This window comes from Treponema sp. J25 (assembly GCF_004343725.1).
In the GTDB taxonomy this organism is placed as follows: Bacteria; Spirochaetota; Spirochaetia; order Treponematales; family Breznakiellaceae; genus J25.
Genome location: NZ_PTQW01000024.1, coordinates 1 through 23,279 on the forward strand (window position 1 = coordinate 1; position 23,279 = coordinate 23,279).

The 23,279-nt window shown below is 52.3% G+C and carries 21 protein-coding genes; 14 read left to right on the forward strand and 7 right to left on the reverse strand.

Annotated features, from left to right (window positions below):
• Positions 1–188: 188 nt before the first annotated feature.
• The 9 genes from C5O22_RS08375 to lysS all read left to right on the forward strand — a co-directional run bounded on the left by C5O22_RS08375 (position 189) and on the right by lysS (position 7,584).
• Positions 189–1,199 carry a hypothetical protein gene (locus C5O22_RS08375; protein WP_132780853.1) on the forward strand — a complete coding sequence of 337 codons (1,011 nt, stop codon included), beginning with the start codon at positions 189–191 and terminating at the stop codon, positions 1,197–1,199.
• Between the two features lie 225 nt (positions 1,200–1,424).
• Positions 1,425–1,694: a DUF4160 domain-containing protein gene (locus tag C5O22_RS08380; protein ID WP_207895368.1), complete on the forward strand. Its 270-nt coding sequence runs from the start codon at positions 1,425–1,427 to the stop codon at positions 1,692–1,694.
• Between the two features lie 11 nt (positions 1,695–1,705).
• The gene (locus tag C5O22_RS08385) at positions 1,706–1,990 is read left to right on the forward strand and encodes a DUF2442 domain-containing protein (protein WP_132780855.1); all 285 of its coding nucleotides are present in this window, start codon (positions 1,706–1,708) and stop codon (positions 1,988–1,990) included.
• A gap of 245 nt (positions 1,991–2,235) precedes the next feature.
• On the forward strand, positions 2,236–2,490 hold the full coding sequence (locus C5O22_RS08390) for a DUF6364 family protein (protein ID WP_132780857.1): 255 nt from the start codon (positions 2,236–2,238) through the stop codon (positions 2,488–2,490).
• Positions 2,487–2,612: a hypothetical protein gene (locus C5O22_RS13755; RefSeq protein WP_279432195.1), complete on the forward strand. Its 126-nt coding sequence runs from the start codon at positions 2,487–2,489 to the stop codon at positions 2,610–2,612. The genes C5O22_RS08390 and C5O22_RS13755 overlap by 4 nt, the downstream gene beginning before the upstream one ends.
• 11 nt (positions 2,613–2,623) lie before the next feature.
• Positions 2,624–2,911, forward strand: coding sequence for a PIN domain-containing protein (locus C5O22_RS13775; RefSeq protein WP_347812560.1), 288 nt, complete (start codon positions 2,624–2,626; stop codon positions 2,909–2,911).
• A gap of 216 nt (positions 2,912–3,127) precedes the next feature.
• Positions 3,128–4,279: an ABC transporter substrate-binding protein gene (locus C5O22_RS08400; RefSeq protein WP_165910465.1), complete on the forward strand. Its 1,152-nt coding sequence runs from the start codon at positions 3,128–3,130 to the stop codon at positions 4,277–4,279.
• 15 nt (positions 4,280–4,294) lie between these two features.
• Complete coding sequence (locus C5O22_RS08405; RefSeq protein ID WP_132780861.1) at positions 4,295–5,977, forward strand: sensor histidine kinase; 1,683 nt, start codon at positions 4,295–4,297, stop codon at positions 5,975–5,977.
• 20 nt (positions 5,978–5,997) lie between these two features.
• A complete protein-coding gene (gene lysS / locus C5O22_RS08410; RefSeq protein ID WP_132780863.1) occupies positions 5,998–7,584 on the forward strand; it encodes a lysine--tRNA ligase in 1,587 nt (528 codons plus the stop codon).
• Positions 7,585–7,826: 242 nt separating this feature from the next.
• Here lysS and mazG read toward each other — a convergent pair whose 3' ends face one another.
• The 3 genes from mazG to pth all read right to left on the reverse strand — a co-directional run bounded on the left by mazG (position 7,827) and on the right by pth (position 10,160).
• Positions 7,827–8,642 carry a nucleoside triphosphate pyrophosphohydrolase gene (gene mazG, locus C5O22_RS08415; protein WP_132780865.1) on the reverse strand — a complete coding sequence of 272 codons (816 nt, stop codon included), beginning with the start codon at positions 8,640–8,642 and terminating at the stop codon, positions 7,827–7,829.
• A gap of 85 nt (positions 8,643–8,727) precedes the next feature.
• Positions 8,728–9,264: a nucleoside triphosphate pyrophosphohydrolase family protein gene (locus C5O22_RS08420; protein ID WP_132780866.1), complete on the reverse strand. Its 537-nt coding sequence runs from the start codon at positions 9,262–9,264 to the stop codon at positions 8,728–8,730.
• A 140-nt stretch (positions 9,265–9,404) separates the two neighbouring features.
• Positions 9,405–10,160, reverse strand: coding sequence for an aminoacyl-tRNA hydrolase (pth, locus tag C5O22_RS08425; RefSeq protein ID WP_132780868.1), 756 nt, complete (start codon positions 10,158–10,160; stop codon positions 9,405–9,407).
• 74 nt (positions 10,161–10,234) lie between these two features.
• Between pth and C5O22_RS08430 the strand changes: the two genes are divergently transcribed.
• Both C5O22_RS08430 and C5O22_RS08435 read left to right on the forward strand, forming a co-directional pair.
• The gene (locus C5O22_RS08430; RefSeq protein WP_132780870.1) at positions 10,235–12,142 is read left to right on the forward strand and encodes a glycoside hydrolase family 36 protein; all 1,908 of its coding nucleotides are present in this window, start codon (positions 10,235–10,237) and stop codon (positions 12,140–12,142) included.
• Between the two features lie 13 nt (positions 12,143–12,155).
• Complete coding sequence (locus tag C5O22_RS08435) at positions 12,156–13,811, forward strand: putative manganese-dependent inorganic diphosphatase (protein ID WP_132780872.1); 1,656 nt, start codon at positions 12,156–12,158, stop codon at positions 13,809–13,811.
• 395 nt (positions 13,812–14,206) lie between these two features.
• On the opposite strand, the gene C5O22_RS08440 is transcribed toward C5O22_RS08435, so the two are convergent.
• Positions 14,207–15,100, reverse strand: a complete 894-nt coding sequence (locus tag C5O22_RS08440; protein WP_132780874.1) for a formylglycine-generating enzyme family protein — start codon at positions 15,098–15,100, stop codon at positions 14,207–14,209.
• A gap of 80 nt (positions 15,101–15,180) precedes the next feature.
• Positions 15,181–15,777 carry an ATP-dependent Clp protease proteolytic subunit gene (locus tag C5O22_RS08445; protein WP_132780921.1) on the reverse strand — a complete coding sequence of 199 codons (597 nt, stop codon included), beginning with the start codon at positions 15,775–15,777 and terminating at the stop codon, positions 15,181–15,183.
• 167 nt (positions 15,778–15,944) lie between these two features.
• Here C5O22_RS08445 and C5O22_RS08450 point away from each other — a divergent pair, with 167 nt between their 5' ends.
• Both C5O22_RS08450 and C5O22_RS08455 read left to right on the forward strand, forming a co-directional pair.
• Positions 15,945–17,741, forward strand: a complete 1,797-nt coding sequence (locus tag C5O22_RS08450) for an FAD-dependent oxidoreductase (protein ID WP_132780876.1) — start codon at positions 15,945–15,947, stop codon at positions 17,739–17,741.
• A 158-nt stretch (positions 17,742–17,899) separates the two neighbouring features.
• Positions 17,900–18,178 (forward strand): rhodanese-like domain-containing protein, encoded by a 279-nt coding sequence (locus tag C5O22_RS08455; protein WP_132780878.1) that lies wholly within the window; start codon positions 17,900–17,902, stop codon positions 18,176–18,178.
• A gap of 289 nt (positions 18,179–18,467) precedes the next feature.
• Here the strand turns inward: C5O22_RS08455 and C5O22_RS08460 are convergent, their stop codons facing one another.
• Together C5O22_RS08460 and alr are read right to left on the reverse strand one after the other, a co-directional pair.
• On the reverse strand, positions 18,468–20,270 hold the full coding sequence (locus C5O22_RS08460) for a formate--tetrahydrofolate ligase (protein ID WP_132780880.1): 1,803 nt from the start codon (positions 20,268–20,270) through the stop codon (positions 18,468–18,470).
• A gap of 85 nt (positions 20,271–20,355) precedes the next feature.
• Positions 20,356–21,474, reverse strand: a complete 1,119-nt coding sequence (alr, locus tag C5O22_RS08465; protein ID WP_132780882.1) for an alanine racemase — start codon at positions 21,472–21,474, stop codon at positions 20,356–20,358.
• A gap of 386 nt (positions 21,475–21,860) precedes the next feature.
• Here alr and C5O22_RS08470 point away from each other — a divergent pair, with 386 nt between their 5' ends.
• On the forward strand, positions 21,861–23,255 hold the full coding sequence (locus C5O22_RS08470) for a hypothetical protein (protein WP_132780884.1): 1,395 nt from the start codon (positions 21,861–21,863) through the stop codon (positions 23,253–23,255).
• Positions 23,256–23,279: the final 24 nt, after the last annotated feature.

Genomic DNA, 23,279 nt, shown 5'->3' on the forward strand with positions numbered 1-23,279 from the left:
CCTATTCTATCCCTATCCGTTGGATCGGGGTAGGCCCAGGGGGGTACCATGTCTCTTAACACACCATGAATTATCCAGAAAAAGAACTTGACAGCTTTAAAAATCGGCTGATATACTAGGAACAAGATAAAGGGGAACCTGGCAATCGTAGATTGCTCCCCCTTGTCATTTTAAGGAGGATTCTTAACATGAAGAAGGCTCTTGTATTTCTCCTTGTGCTGTCCCTGGTGGGAACCATGGCGTTTGCTGAGATCACCGTCGGCGGCTGGGGACGGATCGATTTTATTACGGGGTCCAACACCACCAATGACACCGTAGTAATGTATAGCGGTCCCAGTTGGGCAAGTGGAGCCCGGGTTGGTATTAACTTCGCGGGCAAGTCCGACAACATGGGCTTTAACCTGAACATCGATTCGAATGGTGGTAATACCCTTGGTGTTGGTGATCAGGCCAAGATCTGGGCAAAGATCAATGACATGCTCACCATTGAACTCGGGAAAGTCCAGGGGGATAAGCTCCGGGGTAAGCTCGGCGGGCACCAGCTTATTGGTTCTGCGGGTGATGAAGATGCGATTTTCAAGCGCTTCTATCCTACGATGGGAACCCTTATTAACCTGACCCCTGTGGAAGGCCTTTATATAGGAGCTGCCCTTGATCCCAATACCAAGGATGAAGATAAAACCGCCGAAGTGGTTATGAAGAACGTCCAGGCCGGTGCGGGCTACACCATTCCGGATGTGGGGCTTGCCCGGGTACAGTACCTTGGTTCCGATAATGATGATGCTCGCTTTGTGCAGGTTGCGTTCCAGCTGACCGCTGTTAAAAACCTCAATGCGGATGTGGGTGCTAAGTTTGCCCTTGGTAAGGCCCAGCACAGCGCTTCCGGTGCGGTAAGCTACAGCGCCGATGCCCTTGGGGTTATGGGCCGCTTCTTCACCGCCTTTGGAAACAGCCAGGATACGGACCTTGATTTCTCTGCCCAGCTTACCTACAAGCTGACCGACCCCTACTCTATCGGGGCTGAATTCGGCTTCTTTAACGCCCTCGTGGAAGCAAGCCGCGAGATCCAGGGTGGTGCCTATCTCCGGCTGAGCTATGGCAATGGGTATGTCCGAGCTGGTTTCCAGGGAACCCAGGGGCTTGCCAGTGGTTCCAAGTTTGACTGGGCTGTCCCCGTTCGGCTTGAATACTGGTTCTAAGGTAAACGCCTAATAAGTAAAAAGGGCCCCTCCGGGGGCCCTTTTTTTATGTGTGTGTGTTATGTGTATGGGGCTGTGCAGCCTGAGCTGGCAGGGGCCCGCAGTGCCCCCGGGCGGGGAAAGGGGGGAAGCTAATGGTGCGGGGGAGAGAGGGCTTTCTATGGTAATGATGAGGCAAACTATACAAAATCTAAAAGAAAGAAGTATACTAAAAAAGTAATAGGTATGCGAAAAATGCCCCTTATAAGTGAATTTTATGGTATCAAGATTTATATGTATTGGAATGACCATGTCCCGCCTCATTTTCATGCGGAGTATAATGGATTCCATATTATGGTTCATATTCTGGAGGGAAGTGTATTAAAAGGGGTTTTCCCATTAAAACAACTTCAGCTGGTGGAAAAATGGGTAACGTTGCATAGGGGAGAACTACTTAATAACTGGAATCGGGCAAAAGAAAACAGGGAGATCCTTCATATTTTACCTTTAGAATAGGGGGAACGGATATGATACAGGTGATTCAGGTGCTTCCTCAGGATAATTATGATGTGGTTATATACTTTAATAATGGGGTTATAAAAAAATATAATGTGGGTCATCTGGTAGGGAAAGGGGTTTTTAAAGTTTTGGAGGACAAGAAATTTTATCGAGAAAATTGTACTGTTTTGAATCATACCCTTGCGTGGACCCTGGATGGTTCATATGACCCGGAACATTGTATCGATCTGGACCCGCTTGTGTTGTATCAAGAGGGGGTGGTGATTCAGGACCCCCTGGAAGTACGGGCATAAAGAAAAATCTCGTTGGAAATGTTAGCCATGTTCCTATGGGAGAGGGCCCCTTCGGGGGCCCTTTTTTATGGGGGTGGGCTGTGCAGCCTGAGCTGGCAGGGGCCCGCAGTGCCCCCGGGCGGGGAAAGGGGCCGGTATACCTGTGGGGATAGCCCAAAGAGAAGATTGTTCCTTACTATATCAAAAAATAATCTTATCTGTACATATACGTAGTTTTTTGGTATATTATACGGGTGAGGTGTTGTATGCGGGGTAAGCTTACGTTAACAATGGATAGTTCGGTTGTTACAGAAGCAAAGAAGCTTGCCTATCAGAAGGAGGCAAGTCTTTCTCGTATTGTGGAAGACTATCTGCGTACCATAGTACATCTTCATGGAGGATATCCAGGGGTAACCTCGATTACGGCTCCCATAACCGAGGGGCTTGTTGGTATGTTTCCTGATGATGGCAAAGAGTATAGAGAACAATTAGAAGAAGCCTTATCTGAGAAATTTTTATGATCCGGAGAATCCTGGTTGATACGGACCTGCTCCTTGATGTGGCCTTTGCCCGCGTTCCCTTTGTTGAGGCAAGCAAACTGGTATTAGCCTCCTGGAAAATTACAAAGCCCTTGGTTTTGTAACCTCTAATGAAATTACCAATCTTTATTATGTATTAAGAAAGGCCGGTGGCGATAGAAAGGCAAGGAAGTTTATATCGGAAATCATAAAGTATCTTACCGTTATTTCTGTTGAACAGGCGGATGTCGTCGATGCTTTAGCCTCTAGTTTTAATGACTTTGAAGATGCCCTTCAATATTTTGCGGCGGTACGAAACCAATGCGACGGTATTGTAACAAGAAACACCAGTGACTATGTAGAAGCTAAATTGCCCGTGTATTCACCGATAGAATTTATCGCCCTCTATAAGGATCTATGGTAAGCGGATCCCCCGTCTCTGGGGAGCGCTTTTCTTTTTCTCTGTTTTTCTCACTGTTGGAGATATTGGAGAAAGTAGAGAAAATTGATATTTTAAAAAAGTGAAAGACTATACTATGATTACAGAAGGGTCTGAATTTATCCTGTCGCAGGGCAGGATTTCGGCGATTGGGATTTGGCCCTGCTATCCCTATCATACTACAAGGAGCGTATGCCGATAATGAAAAAAGAAAAGTGCGGGTACCATCAAAAAGTCGTTCGTTTTTTTCTGTACCTGGGATTGGGGGGTATCATACTCCTTTTGGTTGGTTGTGGGCTCCGAACGGTAAAGATTGGCTTTATCGGGGGCCTTTCGGGGTATTATGCGGACCTGGGTATTGCAGGCCGCAATGGGCTTCGGCTTGCCCTGGAGGAGGCAAACAAGAACAAAGAAATGGCCGGTGTTGTTTTTCAACTTATCGCAGAGGATGACAGGCAGGATCCAGAAGAAGCCCGTCGGACCTATAAGAGGCTGGTAGCCTCCCATGTGGTGGCTATTGTGGGGCCCATGACGAGCAGTATGGCCATGGCTATTGTGCCCGAGGCAAATGGGGGGACAATTCCTCTGATAAGTCCCACCGTGAGCACCCCTGACCTGAGCGGTAAAGATGATATGTTCTTGCGGGTGGTGGCCCCCAGTACCCAGGAGGCCCAGGCCCTTGCCTCTCTTGCGGTAGAGGAGGGCTACCACCGGGCCCTTGTGGTGTTTGATGCTTCGAATGAGGCCTTTTCAGGTACCATAGTCCGTAATTTTATAAGAACCTATGAAGAAGGATGTAAAGAAAAGAACGAATCTGCCCGGGTGGAGTCGCTCCGATATGTCCCAAGGGAAGAAAAGTCCCATCAATCGATAGTGGAAGCGGCCCGGCAGCATCGACCAGAGGTAATCCTTCTCATAACTACCAGTATTGATACAGCCCTCCTGGCCCAGCACCTGCGAAGGGCTGGCCTGGCCGTGCCTTTGTTGGGAACCGGGTGGGGGATGAGCCAGGCCCTTATCGAAAATGGTGGAGCCGCCGTCGAAGGAATGCGCTTTTGTGTCCCCTTTAATCCGCTTGCGACAAATCCGGAATGGCTTACTTTTAAAGAACGCTATCTAGAAACATATGGAGTTTCGCCGGATTTTGCCGCTTCTCAAGGGTACCTGGCGGGGCGGATCCTGGTGGAGGCCCTGAAACGGGGAAGTGCCCGTCACATAAAAGAAAATATTCTACAGATAAAAGAATTTCAGGGACCCCAGGGAAAAATTTCCTTTGATCCCTATGGGGACCCGGTGACGGAATTGCATATTCTGGAAGTACGGAATGGACAATTTGTCACTTCTAAAAGATAATATGAGAAGAGAAACATGACCGCATCCTTTCGTAAAACCCTGGTTTTTTTATTTGCCCTGGTAATCATTGTGCCCCTTGTCAGTATTTCGGTGGCAGTGTTGGTGTCCATAAATCGAGGAATTCAGAAAACGGTTCTGCAAAAAAACGAGGTTATCGTCGCAAGTGTGGCGGTTATGATGGAACAATCGATTCAAGATGCGGGCCGTTTCTTGTACCATACCTTTTTGGGGCGGTTGCCTACCCTGGAAGAAGGCCAGTGTGCCATTCTCGAAGCAAGTCTCATCGGCAGTGGTATTTTTGAAAGCGCCTTTTTCCTGGATGAGGGGGGAACGGTGCGGGTGGCGGTTCCCCATGAAAGAAGGTACGAGGGTTTTGACTTTTCCTCCCAACCCTATTTTAGCCAGGCCCTGGGCCGAAAGAATGGGGTACCAGTGTTTTCCCGGACCTTTATTTCTCCCATCACCGGCGATCCTTCCCTCGTTATCGCATTCCGGGTCACCGGAGGGGTGATCGCGGGGTATCTTAACCTGGGCTGGCTTTCCAAGCTCCCCGCGGCGATGGTGCAGGATAGGGTGTACCTTTCCCTGGTGGACCGTTACGGTAATGTGATTGCCGATCAGGATGAGCGGCTTGTGACACAACAGTTTTCTATCGCCGATACGGATCTTTTTTCCTGGGCTCAGCGGGAACGAAAAGGGACCTATCGTCATACCTTTTTGGGAACCGAAATCATCAGTTCGGTCCGCTTTATTCCCGGACCCGACTGGTTTGTTATTATCTCCGAATCGGTTCGCCATGCCTTTGCTACCCAATTCCAGGTCTTATTTATTACCCTTGTAGGATTACTGCTGGCCCTGGTTTTTGCGACTATCACCGGTGCTTTTTTAGGTCGGAAGCTGCTCCATTCTATTTCTCTTCTGGAAAAGGAAACCCGTCAGGTCCAGGAGGGAACCTACCGGCAAATTATGCATCCCACCCCCTTTAAAGAATTAAATAGCTTTATAGAAAGCTTTAATATCATGTCCCGGAAAGTCGAGGAACGGGAGCAACAATACGCCGCGGCGAATCGGGCCCTGGAGCAATCCCTGCGGGAAAAGGAAATACTACTCCGGGAGATTCACCACCGGGTAAAAAATAACATGCAGATTATCTCGAGCCTTCTTAATTTACAGATTGATAGCCTCGTGGCCCCCGAAGATGCGGCCCTTATCGAAGAAAGTACCCTCCGGATTCAAACCATGGCCCTGGTTCATGAAAAGATCTACCAATCTAGTTCGCTGGAATTTATTTCCCTTAAAAATTATCTTACCGATTTGCTTGAATACCTGGTAGCATCCCATGCTTCGAAAATGATAGAGGTACAGATTGAAGGGGATGACTGCGAGCTTGATATGGTTCGGGCCATCCCCTGTGCCCTGGCGGTTTTTGAAGCAACCATGAACGCGGTAAAATACGGCGCTTCCCCGGGAAGGACCGGCATGATACGGGTCCTGCTTTCCCGTCAGAACCCATCATTTGTAATCCAGATTCGAGACAACGGCCCGGGATTCCCCGAGGACTTTTCTCCCCAGACAAAGGGGGGCCTCGGTTTTACTCTGATGAAGGGCCTTATGGAACAACTCAAGGGCCAGTTCCAGTGGTATACCGATAACGGGGCGGTCGTAGAATTTTCTTTCCCATTGTCGAGTTCCCCCTGATTCGGTATAATCCCCCTGTTATGGATAGACTCAGCGTGCATTGGGCGGATCAAACCGCAGAAAAGATTATTCGAGAAAAGGGCGAAAAAGAGCTCTATACCTGTGCTTCCGGGATAACCCCTTCGGGAACGGTGCATATCGGAAATTTTCGGGAGATTATTTCGGTGGACCTCGTGGTTCGGGCTTTGCGGGATCGGGGAAAAAAGGTTCGTTTTATATATTCCTGGGACGATTACGACGTGTTTCGGAAGGTTCCCTTGAATATGCCCCAGCAGGAACTGTTGGCCCAATACCTTCGGTTCCCTATTACTATGGTGCCCGACCCCTGGGGACGGGACGAAAGCTATGCTCGTCATCATGAACGGGATGTAGAGTCCATTCTACCTGTGGTGGGAATAGAACCGGAGTACCTGTACCAATCCCAGCGTTATCGGGCGGGGATGTATGCCGAAGGGATACGGCGAGCCCTGGAGTACCGGGAGACCCTGCGGCAGATTCTGGATAAATATCGGGACGAGGATCATAAGATAGAAGGGGAATGGTGGCCCGTGAGCGTGTTCTGCCATTCCTGTAACCGGGATACCACCGAGATAGATGGCTGGGATGGCCAGTGGGGTCTTACCTATCACTGTACTAGCTGTGGAAATACCGAAACGGTGGATCTCCGCACGGCGAAGGGGGTAAAACTCGGCTGGCGGGTGGACTGGCCCATGCGCTGGGCTTACGAAAAGGTGGATTTTGAACCCGCAGGAAAGGACCATCACAGTCAGGGCGGTTCCTTTGATACGGCCAAGCATGTGGTCCAGGATGTGTATGGCTGGCAGCCACCGGTAACCTTCCGTTATGATTTCATCGGCATTAAGGGTACCCCCGGCAAAATGAGTAGCTCCAAGGGAAAAGTCATTGACCTGTATGATGTGCTTCGGGTGTATACCCCCGAGGTGACCCGCTACCTCTTTGCGGGGACCCGTCCCAACACGGAGTTTTCTATTTCCTTCGACCTGGATGTGATTAAAATCTACGAAGACTATGATAGGACCGAGCGAATCGCCTGGGGGGTAGAACAGGCAAAGGACGAAGAAACCTTCTTGAAGGAACGGCGCATTTACGAGCTTTCCCAGGTACAGCCCGGCATGCCGCCAATGATGGCCTATCAGGTACCCTTCCGCCATCTCTGTAACCTGCTCCAGATTGCGGATGGGGACATCGAAAAGGTACTCGCCCGCTTGCCTGACATAAAGCCAGAACAAATCCCCGCCTTCCGGCGCCGCTGTGAATGCGCCTGGTACTGGATTCAGGAATGTGCCCCCGAGGATTTCCGCTATCGACTGCGGCCTGCGGGAGAACGGGCGGATCTCAGCCCCGAAGAACTTGCCGCAGTTCGTTCCCTCCGGGACGATGTGGTCCTGCGAATCGAAACCTTCCCGGATGATAAAACCTGTGGGGAGGCCATTTATGCGGTGGCGGCAAAACACAACATGGATGGGAAAACCCTTTTCCGGGCAGCCTACCAGGCCCTGATAGGGAAAGACCAGGGCCCGCGGCTTGCAAACTTTCTCAGGACCATCGAAAAAGAACGAATCCTGGAGATCCTAAAGGCCTATTAAAAAGAGCGGGATGTCGTGCCGGTTGCGCCCCTTGACCTGATCCGCAATGCGGTCGGTTTTTTCTCTGTTAAAAAATGAAAGTGCGCCTCTTCTGAGAGGCGCCCCCTGGCTAGGGCATCGCCCCCAGGGAGGAATGCCGCGTAGCCAGAACGTTGCCCCCTGTACGGAGGGTCTGGGGCTGCGAGTCAAGGATGCTGCCGGCGGGGGCGACAAAACTGCGGGCCAGAGGTACCGCTGGTGGACTAGCCCTTCGTTTCGTTCCAGAGGCGGTCCATGGTGGCAAGATGTTCCTGCCCCATCGGGAGCCCCAGGGCCTTCATGCCCCGTTCCACCGCTTTAAAGCGTTCGGTAAACTTGATGTTGGCCCGCTGCAACGCCACCGAAGGGTCTACCTGCACATAGCGGCAGAGGTTTACCACCGCAAAAAGAAGGTCCCCCAACTCTTCTTCCAGCTGACCCTGCTGTTCAGGGCTGGGGGCCTGGCTGGCGTGCGCCATGGCGGCCCGCACCTCTTCCTCTTCTTCATGGATTTTTTCCCACACCCCCTCCAGCTGAGGCCAGTCAAAGCCCACCTTAGCGGCCTTCTTTTGTAATTTGTAGGCCCGTTCCAGGGGTGGAAGGGCCCGGGAAACCTCGTCCAGAAGAGAGTTTTTCGGGGCCCGGCCTTCCTGTTCAACCTTTATGCGGGCCCACTGATCCAGGACTTCCGCACTGGTGCGGGCGGTGCTTTCACCAAAGACGTGGGGGTGTCGCCGTACCAGTTTTGCCCCAATTTCCTCCAGGGTTTCGGCCACCGAAAAGGCCCCGTCCTGTTCGTGCATGTAGGCAATCATGGTAACGAGTAAAAACAAATCTCCCAGTTCTTCTCGAATATGGGCAGTGTCTTTTGTATCGATGGCTTCGATGCACTCGTAGGTTTCTTCGATAAGGGCTCCCCGCAGACTTTCGGGACTCTGTTCCCGGTCCCAGGGACACCCGCCAGGTCCCCGAAGGGTTTGAATGATACGATAGAGTTCCCCAAAGGCTGTCTGGGTATGTTCGTGTGATGGTTCTTTCATAAAATCATTAGGAAGGGAAGGGGCCCCTTCAGTCAAGGGGGCCACCAGCCCCCATCAGAAATAGAAAGGCCGGTTTCTCTCTCCCTTACCGGATATCCGCCGAGAAGGGAATAACCTTTTCCCCCTCTGGGGAAGGGGGCGCCTTGTGTTTCAAGTAGGTAATCCGCTGTCCTTCCTGCCAGAGTTTTTCCAGGGTTTTAGGATCTAACAGGGCGGGGAACAGCCCTTCTTTGCTGCAGTAGGTGCGGACATAGTCGAGGCTGCGCTCTATCCGTTTGTTGGCGGCCTCAAGGGCTGTGCAGGGATGCACTTGAAGCAAACGGCATACATCGATGATAGCGAACAACAGGTCCCCCAGTTCTCGCTCCAGGACCTGGTGGGCCTTTGCTAAATCTACCTGGTCCTGGATGGGTACTTCCTGGTGGTTCCCCTCCATGAGGGCGATACGGGACTTAAGGACCGCGAGGTCCTCCGAGGCCGCCTTTGCCTCGGCCAATTCCTCGTTAATCCGGGACCAGAGGTCCTTTATCCTGGTGTAATCAATACCGAGGGAAGAAAGTTCTTCTAGTAGTGTAAGGCTTTTTTCGATGCTTGACAGAGAGCCAGAACCAGTTTTGTTCATAGGCTTCCTCCTGCTATAAAAATATAAAAGATGGACAGGGAGAAAGCAAATGATTTTCTCTTTGTTTTTGTTCTGTTTGGTACTGGAGTGGATACTGAAAGCCCCAGCAGGTACCTCGTTTTATTTATGCCCCCTGGTTTCTATACCGAAATTACCTTCTTTTTATTCCACTCGGGTACAAACTGTTCGGGGCCAGATGTAAGCAACGCCTCGAGAAGACGGGCTACCTGCTGGAGTATGTCGGCAAGGAGTTGCGATTCTTCCCGGGTAAACGGAGAAAGCACGTACCCTGCGATATCCTGATGTTCCGGTCGGCCAATGCCGATTCTCAGGCGCCAGAAATCGGCGGTTCCTAATTCGGCCCGGCACGACCGCAGCCCATTGTGTCCCCCAAGCCCTCCACCGTATTTGAGTGAGATGGTTCCAAAGGGAAGTTCAAGTTCATCGTGGACCACGAGAATTTCGCTATGGGGAATCCGATAGAAATCCGCCACCGCTCGTACCGATTTCCCCGAAAGATTCATGTACGTTTCAGGAAAAAGAAAATAAATCCTGGAAGGAAGGGTGCCTTTTATATCTGAACCCCCGCTGGTAGGGCTGGCGGCAGAATGGGCCTGGGAGGTACCCGCTGTATGATGGGCGCCCGTGGCCGGCGAGGGACCCTTTTGGGATTGAGAAATGCCGCCCCCAGTTTTTCCCTCTGGTATACCGGTGTTTTTCTCTGTTAAAGATAGCAGCTTCTCCTTTTCGAGGATGGCCAGGCGTCCCTGGTGTTTCCGTTGCCAGGAAAGGTCACCATAAAAAGAAAGTCGCTCTGCCAAAAGCCAGCCCACATTATGACGGGTTTTCTCATATTCTTTGCCAGGATTCCCTAAAAAAGCCACGAGTTGTATCATGGGTATATTCTTTTCTCCTGATTAACATTGAGGATTTTATCTTCCCCGTGTATACTACCAGAAAGGAGGAAAAAATGGAAATACCTAATATAAAAAGACTTATGACGAAAGACGTGGGCTCAGATCAAAAAAGAATCACCCTTCAATATATGGCCACAGGAGAACACACGGTAGATGAGTATGGTCATCTCCTGGATAGTTTTTCCTATGATGAACTAGCTTCCTGGGTGAGGGAATTAGAAGGGGCAGCGGATTTTTTCTCCAATTCCCGGGAGCTGGTGGTGCATCCAGGGGGCTGGCAGTCCTGGTCGGCGGGATGGGAATTGGGGCCGGGAGAGGTGCTTCCCCGGAAGGTTGCGGTGGTGCCGGAACTGATACGCTTTACCAATCGGGATGGGGATGCTCCGGCCAGAGGAGAGATTGTTGGACACTGGATCGTGTATTTTCGAAGGGGCTCTCAGTATGTGGTTCTGGCTAGTAAAGAAGGCAGTCGTTTCCCCCCTACCACATACCGGATATGTCCCCGGGCCCGGCGGGTTTCTATAGAGATCTTTGCCAGGGGAAAAACCTGGAAAGCCGGCGATATTCTTGCGGAGCTCTCCCTCTTTTTTGCTCCTGATTATTTTTTGTTGAAGGATACCCTTCGTTCCCTGTACCGCCAGGACCATAATTTTCATACCCTTGCCTTCCTTACTGCCCCGGATGCTTTGCCGGGGGGCTATGAGTCCTGGTATAACCATTACACCCACATCGACGAAGCCCTTATTCGTCAGGACTTAGAAGATCTCTCTTTGAACGATAACTTCATTAAACGATACTATCTGGATAAAAACCGTCCCCTTGTTTTTCAGATTGATGATGGATGGGAACGGGCGGTGGGTCAGTGGGAGATTGATGAGCGAAAATTCCCCCGGGGATTAAAGCCCCTTGCTCAGGACATTGAGGAGCGGGGCTATATCCCCGGGCTCTGGATAGCCCCTTTCCTGGTAACCCGGCGGGCGGAGCTGTTTCATAAACACCCCGACTGGCTTCTGCGGGATGAAAAGGGCGATCCCGTGGTGGCGGGCTTTAACGACAAGTGGGATGGAAGGTTTTATACCCTCGATCTTTCCCTGCCGGAGGTGCTCGCCTACCTTTCGCAGCTCATGGACACCATTATTGATGGATGGGGCTTCCGGTATCTTAAGCTGGATTTCATGTATGCGGGGCTCTTACACGGGGCTTTCGGCGGCGGCGGGGCGGCCTACCAGTGGTACCATCGGGCCTGCCAGATCCTCACCCGCCGGGTTCAGGACGGCAGGGGCAGGCCCGTGGCGTACCTTGGGTGCGGCGTTCCCTTTGGGCAGTCCTATCCCTATTTCCCCCTTTCCCGTATTGGGGCGGATACCCGGGAACACTGGGAGTGGCCCAAGGTACGCCTTATTGGCCACGTAGGCCGCCCCGCCGCCCGGGTAAACCTGCTGGATACCATCGGCCGCTCCTACCTGAACGGGACCCTTTTTTTAAACGACCCGGACGTGATTTTCTTTCGCTCCGAAAATTGTAGCCTTTCCTGGAACGAGAAGGAACTTATCGCCCTGGTCAATTTCTGCCTTGGCAGCCAGCTCATGGTTTCCGACGACCCCCGCCGGCTTACCCCGGAGGATTTGGATTTTACGGGGCGCGTCCTTTCTCTGTACGAAAGGCTTGCGGGCTATGAATACGGTGTTCAGGCCTTAGCACGCGAGGTCTACCATCTCTTTAGCCGCTGTGGTACTATCCAGGGACTTATCAACCTGCGGCGGCGGCCTATTCGTCTTAGCCCGGGGGGAAAGGCAGGTTCTGACTGGAAAAGCGCCGTCATAAAGACCCCGCCTCTACTGGAGGCTGCCCTTCAGAAAGGGGAAGCCCTGGTTTCCCATGGGAAACCCTATCCGGATGGCACGATGCTTTTTGAGGGCCCCAGTATCAGCTTGTATAGTGCCAAAACCATTCAGGGATAAGGATACGGAGTGTATGGAATCCATAGTGTATGTTCTTGGTCATCGAAATCCCGATACGGATTCGGTGGTGTCCGCCGCGGCCTATGCCCGGCTTAAGCAATTGCAGGGGTTTACGAACTATCGACCTGCCCGGGCGGGAAAAATCAATCCCCAAACGGAATATATTTTTACTCGTTTCGGGGTGCCCATTCCGGAGTATTTGCCAGACCTTATCCCAAAGGTGGGGTACTATCTCTCAGAACCGGCGGTGACGGTGACGGCCGATATTTCTCTCTGGGAGGCCCTGGAACGGATGGAACAGGATGGCCTTAAGGTGCTTCCCATCGTGAACGCCGACGGGACCTATCGAAGCCTGTTGCATTACAATGCCTTCGCCCGTTATATCCTTAAAAAAATCAATCCCCATAAAAAAGCGGCGATTCCGACGTCTATCCAATTGTTACTGACTACCCTCCGGGCTCAGCCCCTTACCCTCTTTGATGAGAAGGACGTTCGACCTTCTCCGGTGGTGGTGGCGGCCCTGGCGGGAGACACCTTTCAACGTCACCTGGAGGCGGAGGTCCCCGAAAATGCCCTGGTGATTGTGGGGGATCGGGAAGATATCCAGCGGTTTTGTATCGAACGGCGGGTTCGGGCCCTTATCATTACCAACGGCAATACCATCGATAAGGAATTGATAGCCCTGGCAGAGGCCCGTCGGGTTTCTGTGATGATAAGCCCCTTTGATACAAGTTCTACCTCCTTGCTTATCATTTATTCTACCCCGGTGGGATTTATGGGGGATGAGTCGGTGGCCCCTGTCCATGAACGGGAGCCGGTTCGTCGGGTTCGGCAAGCCCTGAGCCAGTCTATCTCCCGCTGTGTCCCGGTGGTAAACGATGCGAGCCAGGTAGTGGGCATCCTTTCTGAGGGGGATCTTATCAAAGAACCCCAGGTTCAGGTGATTATGGTGGATCATAACGAGCCCAGTCAGGCTATCGAAGGCATAGAAAATTATCGTATTCTAGAAGTTATCGATCATCACCGGCTGGGAAATCTTTCTACCCGCTATCCTATCACCTTTATCAATCGAGTCGTGGGTGCCACGAGTACCCTGATTACCAACCGCTATCGGGAAGAACGGATTCCGCTCGATCGGCCGACCGCTTCTATCCTTCTGTGTGGAATATTGGCGGATACCCTGGTACTCCAGTCGGCTACCACCACCCCGGTGGACCTGGAGGCGGCCGAATACCTGGCTTCGATTACGGGGCTGGATATTCAAAGCCTGGGGCAGGACCTTATGGCTGCGTCCAGTACGATTAATGCCCGGCCGGCGGATGAACTTATTCGGATGGATATGAAAGAATATGATGAGGGGAGCCTGCACTTTACGGTGAGTCAGGTCGAAACCGATGCACCGGAAGAATTGGTACGCCGAAAGGGCGAAATTCTCCAGGAACTGGAAGGGCTGCGGAAGGCCGAAAAGGCCCTGTTCAGTGGCCTTATGGTGACCGACGTGACAGAACTCAATTCCCTCTTTTTTGTTACCGGTGATAGGGCCTTTGTTTCCCTGTTACCCTTCCCAAAGGTAGAAGAGGGGGTGTATCTCCTACAGGATATGGTTTCCCGAAAGAAACAACTCCTGCCCCTTCTCTCGGAGGTGGTGGAAAAACTCCAGACCCTGTAAAAAGGGGCCTATGAGTACCCCTGGTTTTTTTCAAAGGTGACAATTCTAGGCACCCTTGTCTCTTTTCAAGGGGGCAACAGCCCCAGGCTCCCCTGGTCTCTCTTCAAGGGCGACAACTCCAGGCGCCCCTGCTCTTTTTTTAATCCCCCGGGCCGGCATGGCTGTGGCCCTGGCCGAATAGCGGAGGGGTTGCCTCAGGGCCATCCTGATAAGGGTCCGCCGCCGCTCCCTCTTTCATCAAGGGTCGTCATTACCGTAGCCCCCGAGGCTTTTGTTCCAGGGCCGCCGCCCGCCCCTCTGTCATCAAAGACCGTCATTCCCAGAGTCCCCCGAGGATCTTTGTTCTTGTTCCTGGGCCGCCGCCGACCGGGGTGTTTCCCCTGGATTCAATCTTCTTACGGATGTTTTACCGGTGCCGACAGGATTTGATAGGGGTCTACCGATAACTCGGCGGGAAGGGAAAGCCGGATCTCTTCATCCGCATTCCGGGCAATACGAAAGCCCACCGAATTGCTTTTAAAGGTGGGGGTGTTCCAGTAGCGGTAGGTAGTTCTGGTAAGCTTAGCCGGCGTAAACCAGGCCCCTCCCCGCAATACCCGGTAGCCGGTGGATTTCTCCGGTCCCGTGGGGTTGGTTACCTCGCCGCTGGGATATTCGCCATACCAATCCCAGCACCATTCCCACACATTGCCGCTCATGTCGTAAATACCCAGCTCGTTGGGAGCTTTGGTGGCCACCGGTTTGGAGGCTTTCCCGCTGTTGGCGTCATACCATGCGATCTGGTTTATATCAAAACCGCCTGAGTAGGGTGAACGGGTAAGGGGTTCCTCAGTGATGGCCCCCTTTATACCCCCCCGGGCTGCATATTCCCATTCTGCCTCGGTGGGTAGTCGGTAGCCATTGGCTTCCCGGTTCCACTCTACCGTCGATCCAGAAATCGTATACGCGGGGGTATAGCCGTGACGTTCGCTCAGGGCATTGCAGAATTTAACCGCATCGAGCCAGCTTACATTTTCCACGGGTCGATCCTTGCCGGAGAAACGGGAAGGATTGGTTCCCATTACGGCGGTCCACAATTCCTGGGTAACCTCCGTTTGGGAAATATAAAATGAAGAAAGGGTAGTTCGATGGGCCCGTTCGTTTGAACTGTAGGGAGCCTCTTTACTCCCTTGCCAGAAGGTCCCCCCTTCCACAAAAACCATCGCCGGAACGGGAACCTCCTGCTGGGCAGGAAGAACGCCGAGCACGGCGCACCAGAACACACTTATGGTGATGAGATATTTTGTCATCCTTCAAATCCTACCTTGTGAAAGTTATGCGTATATAACATTTTGAATCATCCTTTGGTTACACTATAAGCCCCTGGGCGTTACGATTCTAAATCTTTGCGGTTCTGGATAATTCGGGAAATAAGTCCGTACGAAAGGGCCTCTTCCGCATTCATCCAGAAATCCCGGTCTGTGTCCCGGGCCACCCGGTCTACCGGTTGTCCTGTCTCGTCTGCGATAAGCCGGTTTATCCGTTCCCGGAGTTTTTCAATTTCCCGGGCATGGATTTCGATATCCGTGGCCACTCCCCGGATACCCGACAGGGGTTGATGAATGAGATAGTGGCTGTTCGGAAGTCCTACCCGCCGTTCCCGGGGGGCCGCAAGCAACACCAGGGCGGCCGCACTGGCGACCAGGCCCATCCCAATGGTCCATACGGGGGGATTCACAAAACGGATCATATCGAAAATAGCGTATCCCGCATCGGCATCGCCGCCGGGGGAGTCGATGAAAATCCGAATAGGATCGGTTCCCATGTCTTCCAGCAACAACAACTGGCGGATCGTTCGTTCTGCCAGTTCCTTGTTTATTTCTCCTGACAGAAGAATGGTCCGGGTCTTGAGCATCCGTGCCAGGAGTGGATCCGGTCCCGGCATGTTCTGTGCTTCCTGATCGGTATCTTCTTCCTGTTCTTGCATATGAACATACTTCTTATATGGCATCGATATGGTTACTCCTTCTCTCAATACTAATTACCTGAATATACGCTCTATTCTGATTTGGGTCAATAAATGAAATAACCTTGACTATATATATCAAATTATATATATTTTATTATATATTTACAGAGGAGATCCAGCGATTTATGGCGAATAATCGGTACGTTATTGTGGGCGGTGTGGCGGCGGGGGCTACCGCCGCAGCCCGGATCCGTCGGCTTGATGAGGATGCGGAAATAGTGCTCCTTGAACGGGGTCCCTATGTTTCTTTTGCTAACTGTGGGTTGCCCTACCATATTGGGGGGGATATCGAAAAGCGGAGTAAGCTCTTACTCCAGACGCCGGAGGGGTTTTTCAGCCGGTATCGGGTGAACGTCCGGCTTTCGACAGAGGTGGTAACCATTGACAGGGCCGCTAAAAAAGTGCAGGTCCGTAGCACCCAGCCAGGGTCGGACCCCGATAAACTTGAAGAAGTCCCCTACGATGCCTTACTCCTTGCCCAGGGGGGCACGCCGGTGATTCCGCCCTTACCGGGGGTGGAGCTTCCCCATGTTTTTAAGCTCTGGACCATTCCCGATATGGATCGGATTCTTGCGTTCCTTAAAACGAAAAATCCTAAAACAGCCGTTGTAGTCGGTGGGGGCTTTATTGGGCTTGAAACGGCAGAAGCCTTTATCCAGCGGGGCCTTTCGGTAACCATTGTGGAACTGACGGACCATCTGATGCCGCCGATGGATTATCTGTACGGGAAGAAAATTCAGGAACGCTTTGAAGAGGCCGGCGCCCGGGTATATGTGTCCCGGGGAGTCGCGGCGATTCAGGAGGGGTCGGTTCAATTAAATGATGGAACCATTGTCCCCGCCGATATGGTGTTGCTGTCGGTGGGGGTTCGGCCCAATGTGGAGCTTGCAAAGGATGCGGGCCTTGCCCTTGGTTCCACGGGAGCCCTGCTGGTGGATGAGTATCTCCAGACATCTGACCCGTGGATCTGGGCGGCCGGCGATATGGTGGAGATTGTTTCCCGTGTTTCGGGAGAAAAGGTCCGGATTCCCCTGGCGGGGCCTGCGAACCGGCAGGGGCGGCTTGCGGCTACGAACATGGTGGCCCGTGTAAGGGGAACTGCTCTGGAAGGGGCCGCCGCCCGGGGAAACACCGCTGCGGCGGCTTTCCACGCCGGGAATTCGGCCCTTTCTCAAGACCAGGCCTCCCTTCCGAAGGAGCATCCTGCGCCACGGGCCTATCGGGGTGCCCTGGGAACGTCGGTGGTTAAGGTCTTTGACGAAACCGCCGCCCTTACGGGGCTTTCTCTGGCGGCGGCCCGACGGATGGGCTTTTCCGCCCGGGAAGTCACCATTCAGAAGGCCCACCACGCCACCTATTATCCGGGAGCGGAGGATCTATTGCTTACCCTGGTCTTCGATGAAAGGAGCAGAAAGCTCTTGGGCGCCCAGGCCTACGGAAAGGCCGGTGCGGATAAACGGATCGATGCCCTGTCAGTAGCGCTTTTTGCAGGCCTTTCTATTGATGATCTGGGGGAACTCGATTTTGCCTATGCCCCTCCCTATTCTTCGGCGAATGATCCTATCAACATGGCGGCCTTTGTGGCCCAGAATAGTCTTGATGGGTATAGCCCCACCATATCGGTATCCGAGGTGGTCCAGGAGCTTGCCAGAGAGGAATCGCAGCGGCCCCTTCTGGTGGATGTTCGTACCTATGGGGAATACGCCCGGGAACATATGGCCTCGGCCCTGCACATCCCCTTAGATGAACTGCGGGATCGGCTCGAAGAGATTCCCCGGGATCGGCCGGTGCGGTTTATCTCTGCCGGTGGCTTTGAAGGGCACCTGGCATCCCGAATTCTCCTGCAAAAAGGGTGGTCCCAGGTAGCAAGCATATCCGGAGGGTGGGCGGCGCTCCGGTATTCGGTGCCTTTTGAAGCGTAACGTAGTGTATGAAGGCGGAGCCTCAGGACGATGTTCCGCCTGCCTCGTGGGGGAGAGAAAAACCCCACCAAAATTCGAGGCCCTTGGCCTTTTAGAAAAGCGGCCGTACAGGCCGTACCAACAAAATGATAAACGAAATGATAAGAGAGGAGTGTAAGATGGCTGTCAACATAGTTGAAGAAAAAATTAAAGCGGGCGCCCTGGTGGTGGATGTTCGTACCGTGGACGAATTCATGGATGAGGCCTATCCGGGGGCCATCAATATTCCTGTTCATGAGCTTATGTCGCGTCTTTCGGAACTGGAGCCGAAGACCCGTCCTGTGGTTCTGTATTGTGCCTCCGGTTCTCGCAGTGCCCTGGCCGCAAAGCTTCTTAAAAACGCGGGCTGGACCGACGTGCTAAATGCGGGGGGCCTCTACGATATGCCAGGGTTTTAGTTGTCCTGTAGTCCCCTGGCTTTTTGGAATGGAAGGACCGACGGCCCTTTTTCTCTTAATCAGGGAGGAAAAAAGCGCTCCCTCTCTTTCTCCAGGGGGAAGGACCGGCGGACCTGTATCTCTGCATCAGAGAGGAAAATGTCTCCATTAGGGAGGAAAAAAGTGGGGCCCCCCTTTATCTCTCTTCATCAGGGAGCAATAGGCCAGGCCCCCTTCCTTCCTCCACAGATAATGATTAGGAAAGGCTGCCTACTTTTTGGGCCCTGTTTTTCGGGAGGCCCCGACGATACTAGCTCAGTCCCTGGATGTTTCCCTGTTCATCAATATCGATGTTCATAAAAGAGGGTTTGCTGGGGAGCCCCGGCATGGTGGTGATGTCCCCGCACAGGGGATAGACAAAACCTGCCCCTGCCGCAAGGCGCAGCTCCCGAATGGGAAGACGCCAGCCCCTGGGGGCGCCCTTCAATTCGGGGTCGTGGGAAAGGGAATACTGGGTCTTGGCCATGCAGATGGGAAGGTTCCCGTAGCCTTTGCTTTCCAGGTGTTCTAGTTCCTCGCGGGCCTTGTCGGTGTAGTCCACCCCATCGGCACCGTAAATTTCCCGGGCGATGGTTTCTATTTTTTGTTCCAGGGACCACTCCAGCGGATACAGGAAGCGGAACGTTGAGGGGGTCTCGCAGGCCCGTACCACCGCCGCGGCCAGTTCTGCGGCCCCTTCGCCACCCCGGCCCCAATGGTGGCTTACCACGGCGTCAAAGGCTCCTGCTCTGAGAGCGGCCTCTCGAATACATTCCCATTCGGCTTCCGTGTCGGTGGGGAAGGCGTTAATAGCAACCACCGCGGGAATCCCAAAGCGCTGGACAATGCGCAGGTGGGCTTCCAGATTGACCAGGCCTTTTTTGAGCAATTCTAGATTTTCTTCTTTATATACATCGGACAAAGGTTTCCCGGCCACCACCGCCGGTCCTCCCCCGTGGACCTTCAGGGCCCGGACGGTACAGACAAGAACCGCCGCATCGGGGGTGTAGCCCGAGGTTCGACATTTGATATCCGCAAATTTCTCAAACCCCATATCGGCCCCAAAGCCACTTTCTGTTACCACGTAGTCCGCATACTGCAGGGCCAGTTCATCCGCCAGGATAGATGAATTGCCGTGGGCGATGTTTGCAAAGGGCCCCGTATGGATAAAGGCTCCCTGGCCTTCCAGGGTCTGAAGGAGATTGGGCTTTATGGCATCCCGCAGAAGGGCGGTCATGGCTCCCGCCACACCGAAATCTTCGGCGGTCAGGGGCTTCCCCTTGGTATCGTAGGCTACTACCATTTTACCAATCCGTTGCCGGAGGTCCGCTATGTTTTTGGCCAGGGCAAGGATGGCCATTACCTCGCTGGCCACGGCAATATCAAAATGACTTTCCCGCAGGGGCCCATCCTCCGGGGAACCCATGCCAATCGTCACGTGTCGAAGTACTCGGTCGTTCATGTCCACCACCCGGCCAATGAGAATGCGAGTGGGGTCTATGTGCAGTTTGGAAAGGCCTATTTTTTCAAAATAACTGTCGGACCAGCGATTCTCGTGGTAGAGCCGGGCATCGATAGCGGCGGCACAAAGGTTGTGGGCCGCCGCCACCGCATGGATGTCCCCCGTAAGATGCAGGTTTATGTCTTCCATCGGGATTACCTGGCTGTAACCGCCCCCGGCGGCGCCCCCCTTTATCCCAAAAGTGGGGCCCAGCGAGGGTTGCCGCAGGGTTGCCACGGCCTTTTTCCCCAGGAATCCCAATCCCTGTACCAGGCCTACGGTGGTGGTGGTTTTCCCTTCCCCGAGGGGAGTGGGGGTAATGGCAGTTACATCAATGTAGTGGGCCCTTCGTTGTGGTGAACCATCCTGCAACCTTCCCTGAAGCCCTTTATAATGGGCTTCCCTTTGTTCTGAAATGGCTTCTAATCGGATTTTGGCTTTGTATCGGCCATAGGGTTCTACCATGTCGCGGGGAATTCCTAGCTGATGGGCGATTGTTTCAATAGGCTGAATGGGGGCGCGTCGGGAAATCTCGATGTCGGAGAGCAGGGGGAGGGTTTGCGGTGCCTTCATAGGTATCTTTACTCCTTGCATATGGTGTTCAGCTTCTCCTCTTGTGTTTCAAAAGAGGGATCAGCGTTGAATGCCGTAATCCGGTTCATTCCACATACACCCGGGGTACCCGTTTGTTAATACCACAGGTGATTTCGTAGGGAATGGTGCCGAGCTGTTCCGCCAGATCGGCGGCGCTTGGACAGGGTAGGGGTCCCCCGAAGATGCTTACCACATCCCAACGTTGTATGGTGGCCTTCGGCCCCACATCAACCATGCATTGATCCATGCAAATGCGACCTACCTGTGGGTACAGAGCCCCCCGGATAAACACAGAAAATTTCCCCGAAAGGCCCCGTACCAGGCCGTCGGCATATCCCACAGGGATAGTAATAATGGTGGTATCCTGCGGAGCCTGCCAGGTTCGCCCATAGGAGATGGATGTGCCCTGAGGAACCCTTTTTATAAACACGACCCGGCTTTGAAGCTCCATTACTGGCCGAACAGGCACTGAGCCTGCCCGCTCTTTTATCGGTGGATATCCATAGGCTAAAAGGCCGGGACGAACCATGTCAAAATAGGCCTCTTCGTGGAGAACTACCGCTCCAGAATTGGCCGCATGGAGGATGCCCGGATCGTAGCCCCTATCTCGAATGCGCTCGATTGCTTCTTTAAATGCCCGAATCTGTTTTTGGGTGTATTGAATATCCTCTGGCAAAAGGGAATCGGCCACCGCAAAATGGGTGGCTGTTCCTTCTAAGCGAAGTACCCCCGTGGCATGAATCCGTTGTACCAATGATGGTGCTTCCTGGGTCTGACAGCCAATACGACCCATTCCTGTATCGATTTTAAGATGGACTGGCCGGCATTCCCCGGTGGTTGCCACATGGCGGGCGAATTCATCGCAGAATTCTCCATCCGAGACAAGAGGGGTAAGACGGTACCGTACCAAATCGGGGATTTCTTCGGGAATGGGGAGAGAAAAAAGGAGAATGGGTGCTACGATGCCCGCCTGGCGTAGTTCTATACCCTCCTGGACTGAGGCCACGGCCAGGTACTTTACCCCCATTTGTAACGCCGCGATGGCTATTCGAACGGCCCCATGGCCGTAGGCATCGGCCTTTACGGGAAGACATATAAAAGGATGGGGACCAATTTTTTGGCGAATCGCTTCAAGATTCTTTTTAAAATGCTCTAGATGAATGATTGCCCGAGTGGCGCGCATGGGGCTATTGTACCCGTTTCTTTAGCCGCTGGCAATGGTTCGTTGAATTTGGTATACCTGTCATCAACTGTGTACCCTTATTAAGAAGGAAATGAGGGTTTTAAGAAATTAGACTGTTTCAGGGACAAACCCATTATGCAAGTTCAGCTTTATACTGAACGAAGAAATGTTGCCACCGGGTACCTACCTCAGTATCTGGCCTGTTAACCCACCAATTTTTAGTCTTCTATATGGAAAAAAATGATTAAATAGTTTATAATAGTAAATTGGAAATGAAAAAAATTAGAGATTTTGGAGATTTTCTGTTTTTCTCTTTCTCTCTATTTCTCGTTGGCTGTGGAGAGACCTTGGACTTTCTGACCACAGATCCGGCGTATAAAGTTACTATGCAGTATGAGGCACCCCTCTCTGCAGAAGGGTGGTTGATCCGGGAAGGTACTCTTATTACTCCTTCACTGGTTTCTCTTAATCTTTCTGATGCTTCGATGCGGGGAGTGACAATTCAAATTACTGATACAAAAAACAAGGTGATAGGGGACACCCTAACCTATCCCGTAAATGCGAGTAGTATGACCCAGAAAAAAGAAGGGGCTATTTCTTCGGTTGAATCCTTTTCTTTTTCTCCCTTTTCTCTTCCGCTTACTCTCCTTCCGGGGCCGTATCGCATGGTCTGTGTGGTGGAGGGGGAAGAAGGTGCCCTTGGTACGTCTCAATATGATTTTTATTATCTTGGGAAGGAAAATTTTGCTGTTAAAAGTATCAGAACCTATCCTCCTGGCACTGGTTCTGCCTATCCCATGGTTCCTCCGGAGTTTCCTATTTTGATAAACACTTCATTTAGTGCGGGGAAGGAACTTACTCCGTACATAGAATGGTATGGGGGAACCACTAAAATAGCTGAGGGGTATATAGAGGGTGGACAACATGCTTTCTTCTGGCAAACCCCCAGTAAGGAAGGAACGGTGGTCCTCACGGCCCGGATATATCCGGAGCATCCTCTCAAAATGGGGTTAACGAATCCCCCCTACCTTACCCAGAAGATGAGTGTGTTTGTTTCTAAAAAGGCAACCAAGCCTGGATTACAGGATAGGGACTATCCCTATGAAGTTCTTTCTCGTTTTGAGGGGAATTTAGAAGATGCGGTTACAAAAAAGCCTCTCTGGCGTTCTTCTTCTGGGCAGGCAGAGCCCCGGTGGGAAGGCCGGGGAAATTCCTATGGGATGGTGATAGGATCCCAGGATCGATATGTACTCGATACGACTTCCTATCTAAAGAAGCAAGAAACGGTGTCGCATCGTTACCAGTGGCGCTTCTCTCCTTATAGTAAAGATGTAGAAGGGATCTGGGCGACAATTCAAGAAGGAATGCTTTTAATGACCCTTCGGTTTAAAGAAGCAGCCTTGATTGTAGAAGCGATGTATGGTTCTGAAAAAAAAGAACTACGCATTCCTTTTCCCTCGGATACGGTAATCGATGAAATATCGGAGTTACGGATTACCGTAAGTTATAAAAACAATTCTTCCCTGGATAAACAGAAAGGGAGCCCTCTCGGAGTCGAAATTCCTCCTTCAGAAGAAGGAGAGACGGTCCTGCTTCAATGTCAATGGTACGATGCTTCTTCTTATCTTTTGTTTACAAAACCAGACAAAGCGACCCAAGAAATGGCAGGGCAGGTGGTTCTTGGTTCAGGAAAAGGCCCTTCTTCTGAGGAAGGATCAGAGCCTATCCCCAGTTTCCCTGTAGTGATAGTAGATGAATTTGGGCTTTCTTACGAAAAATAAATAAAAAAATAAAACCTCTATTTG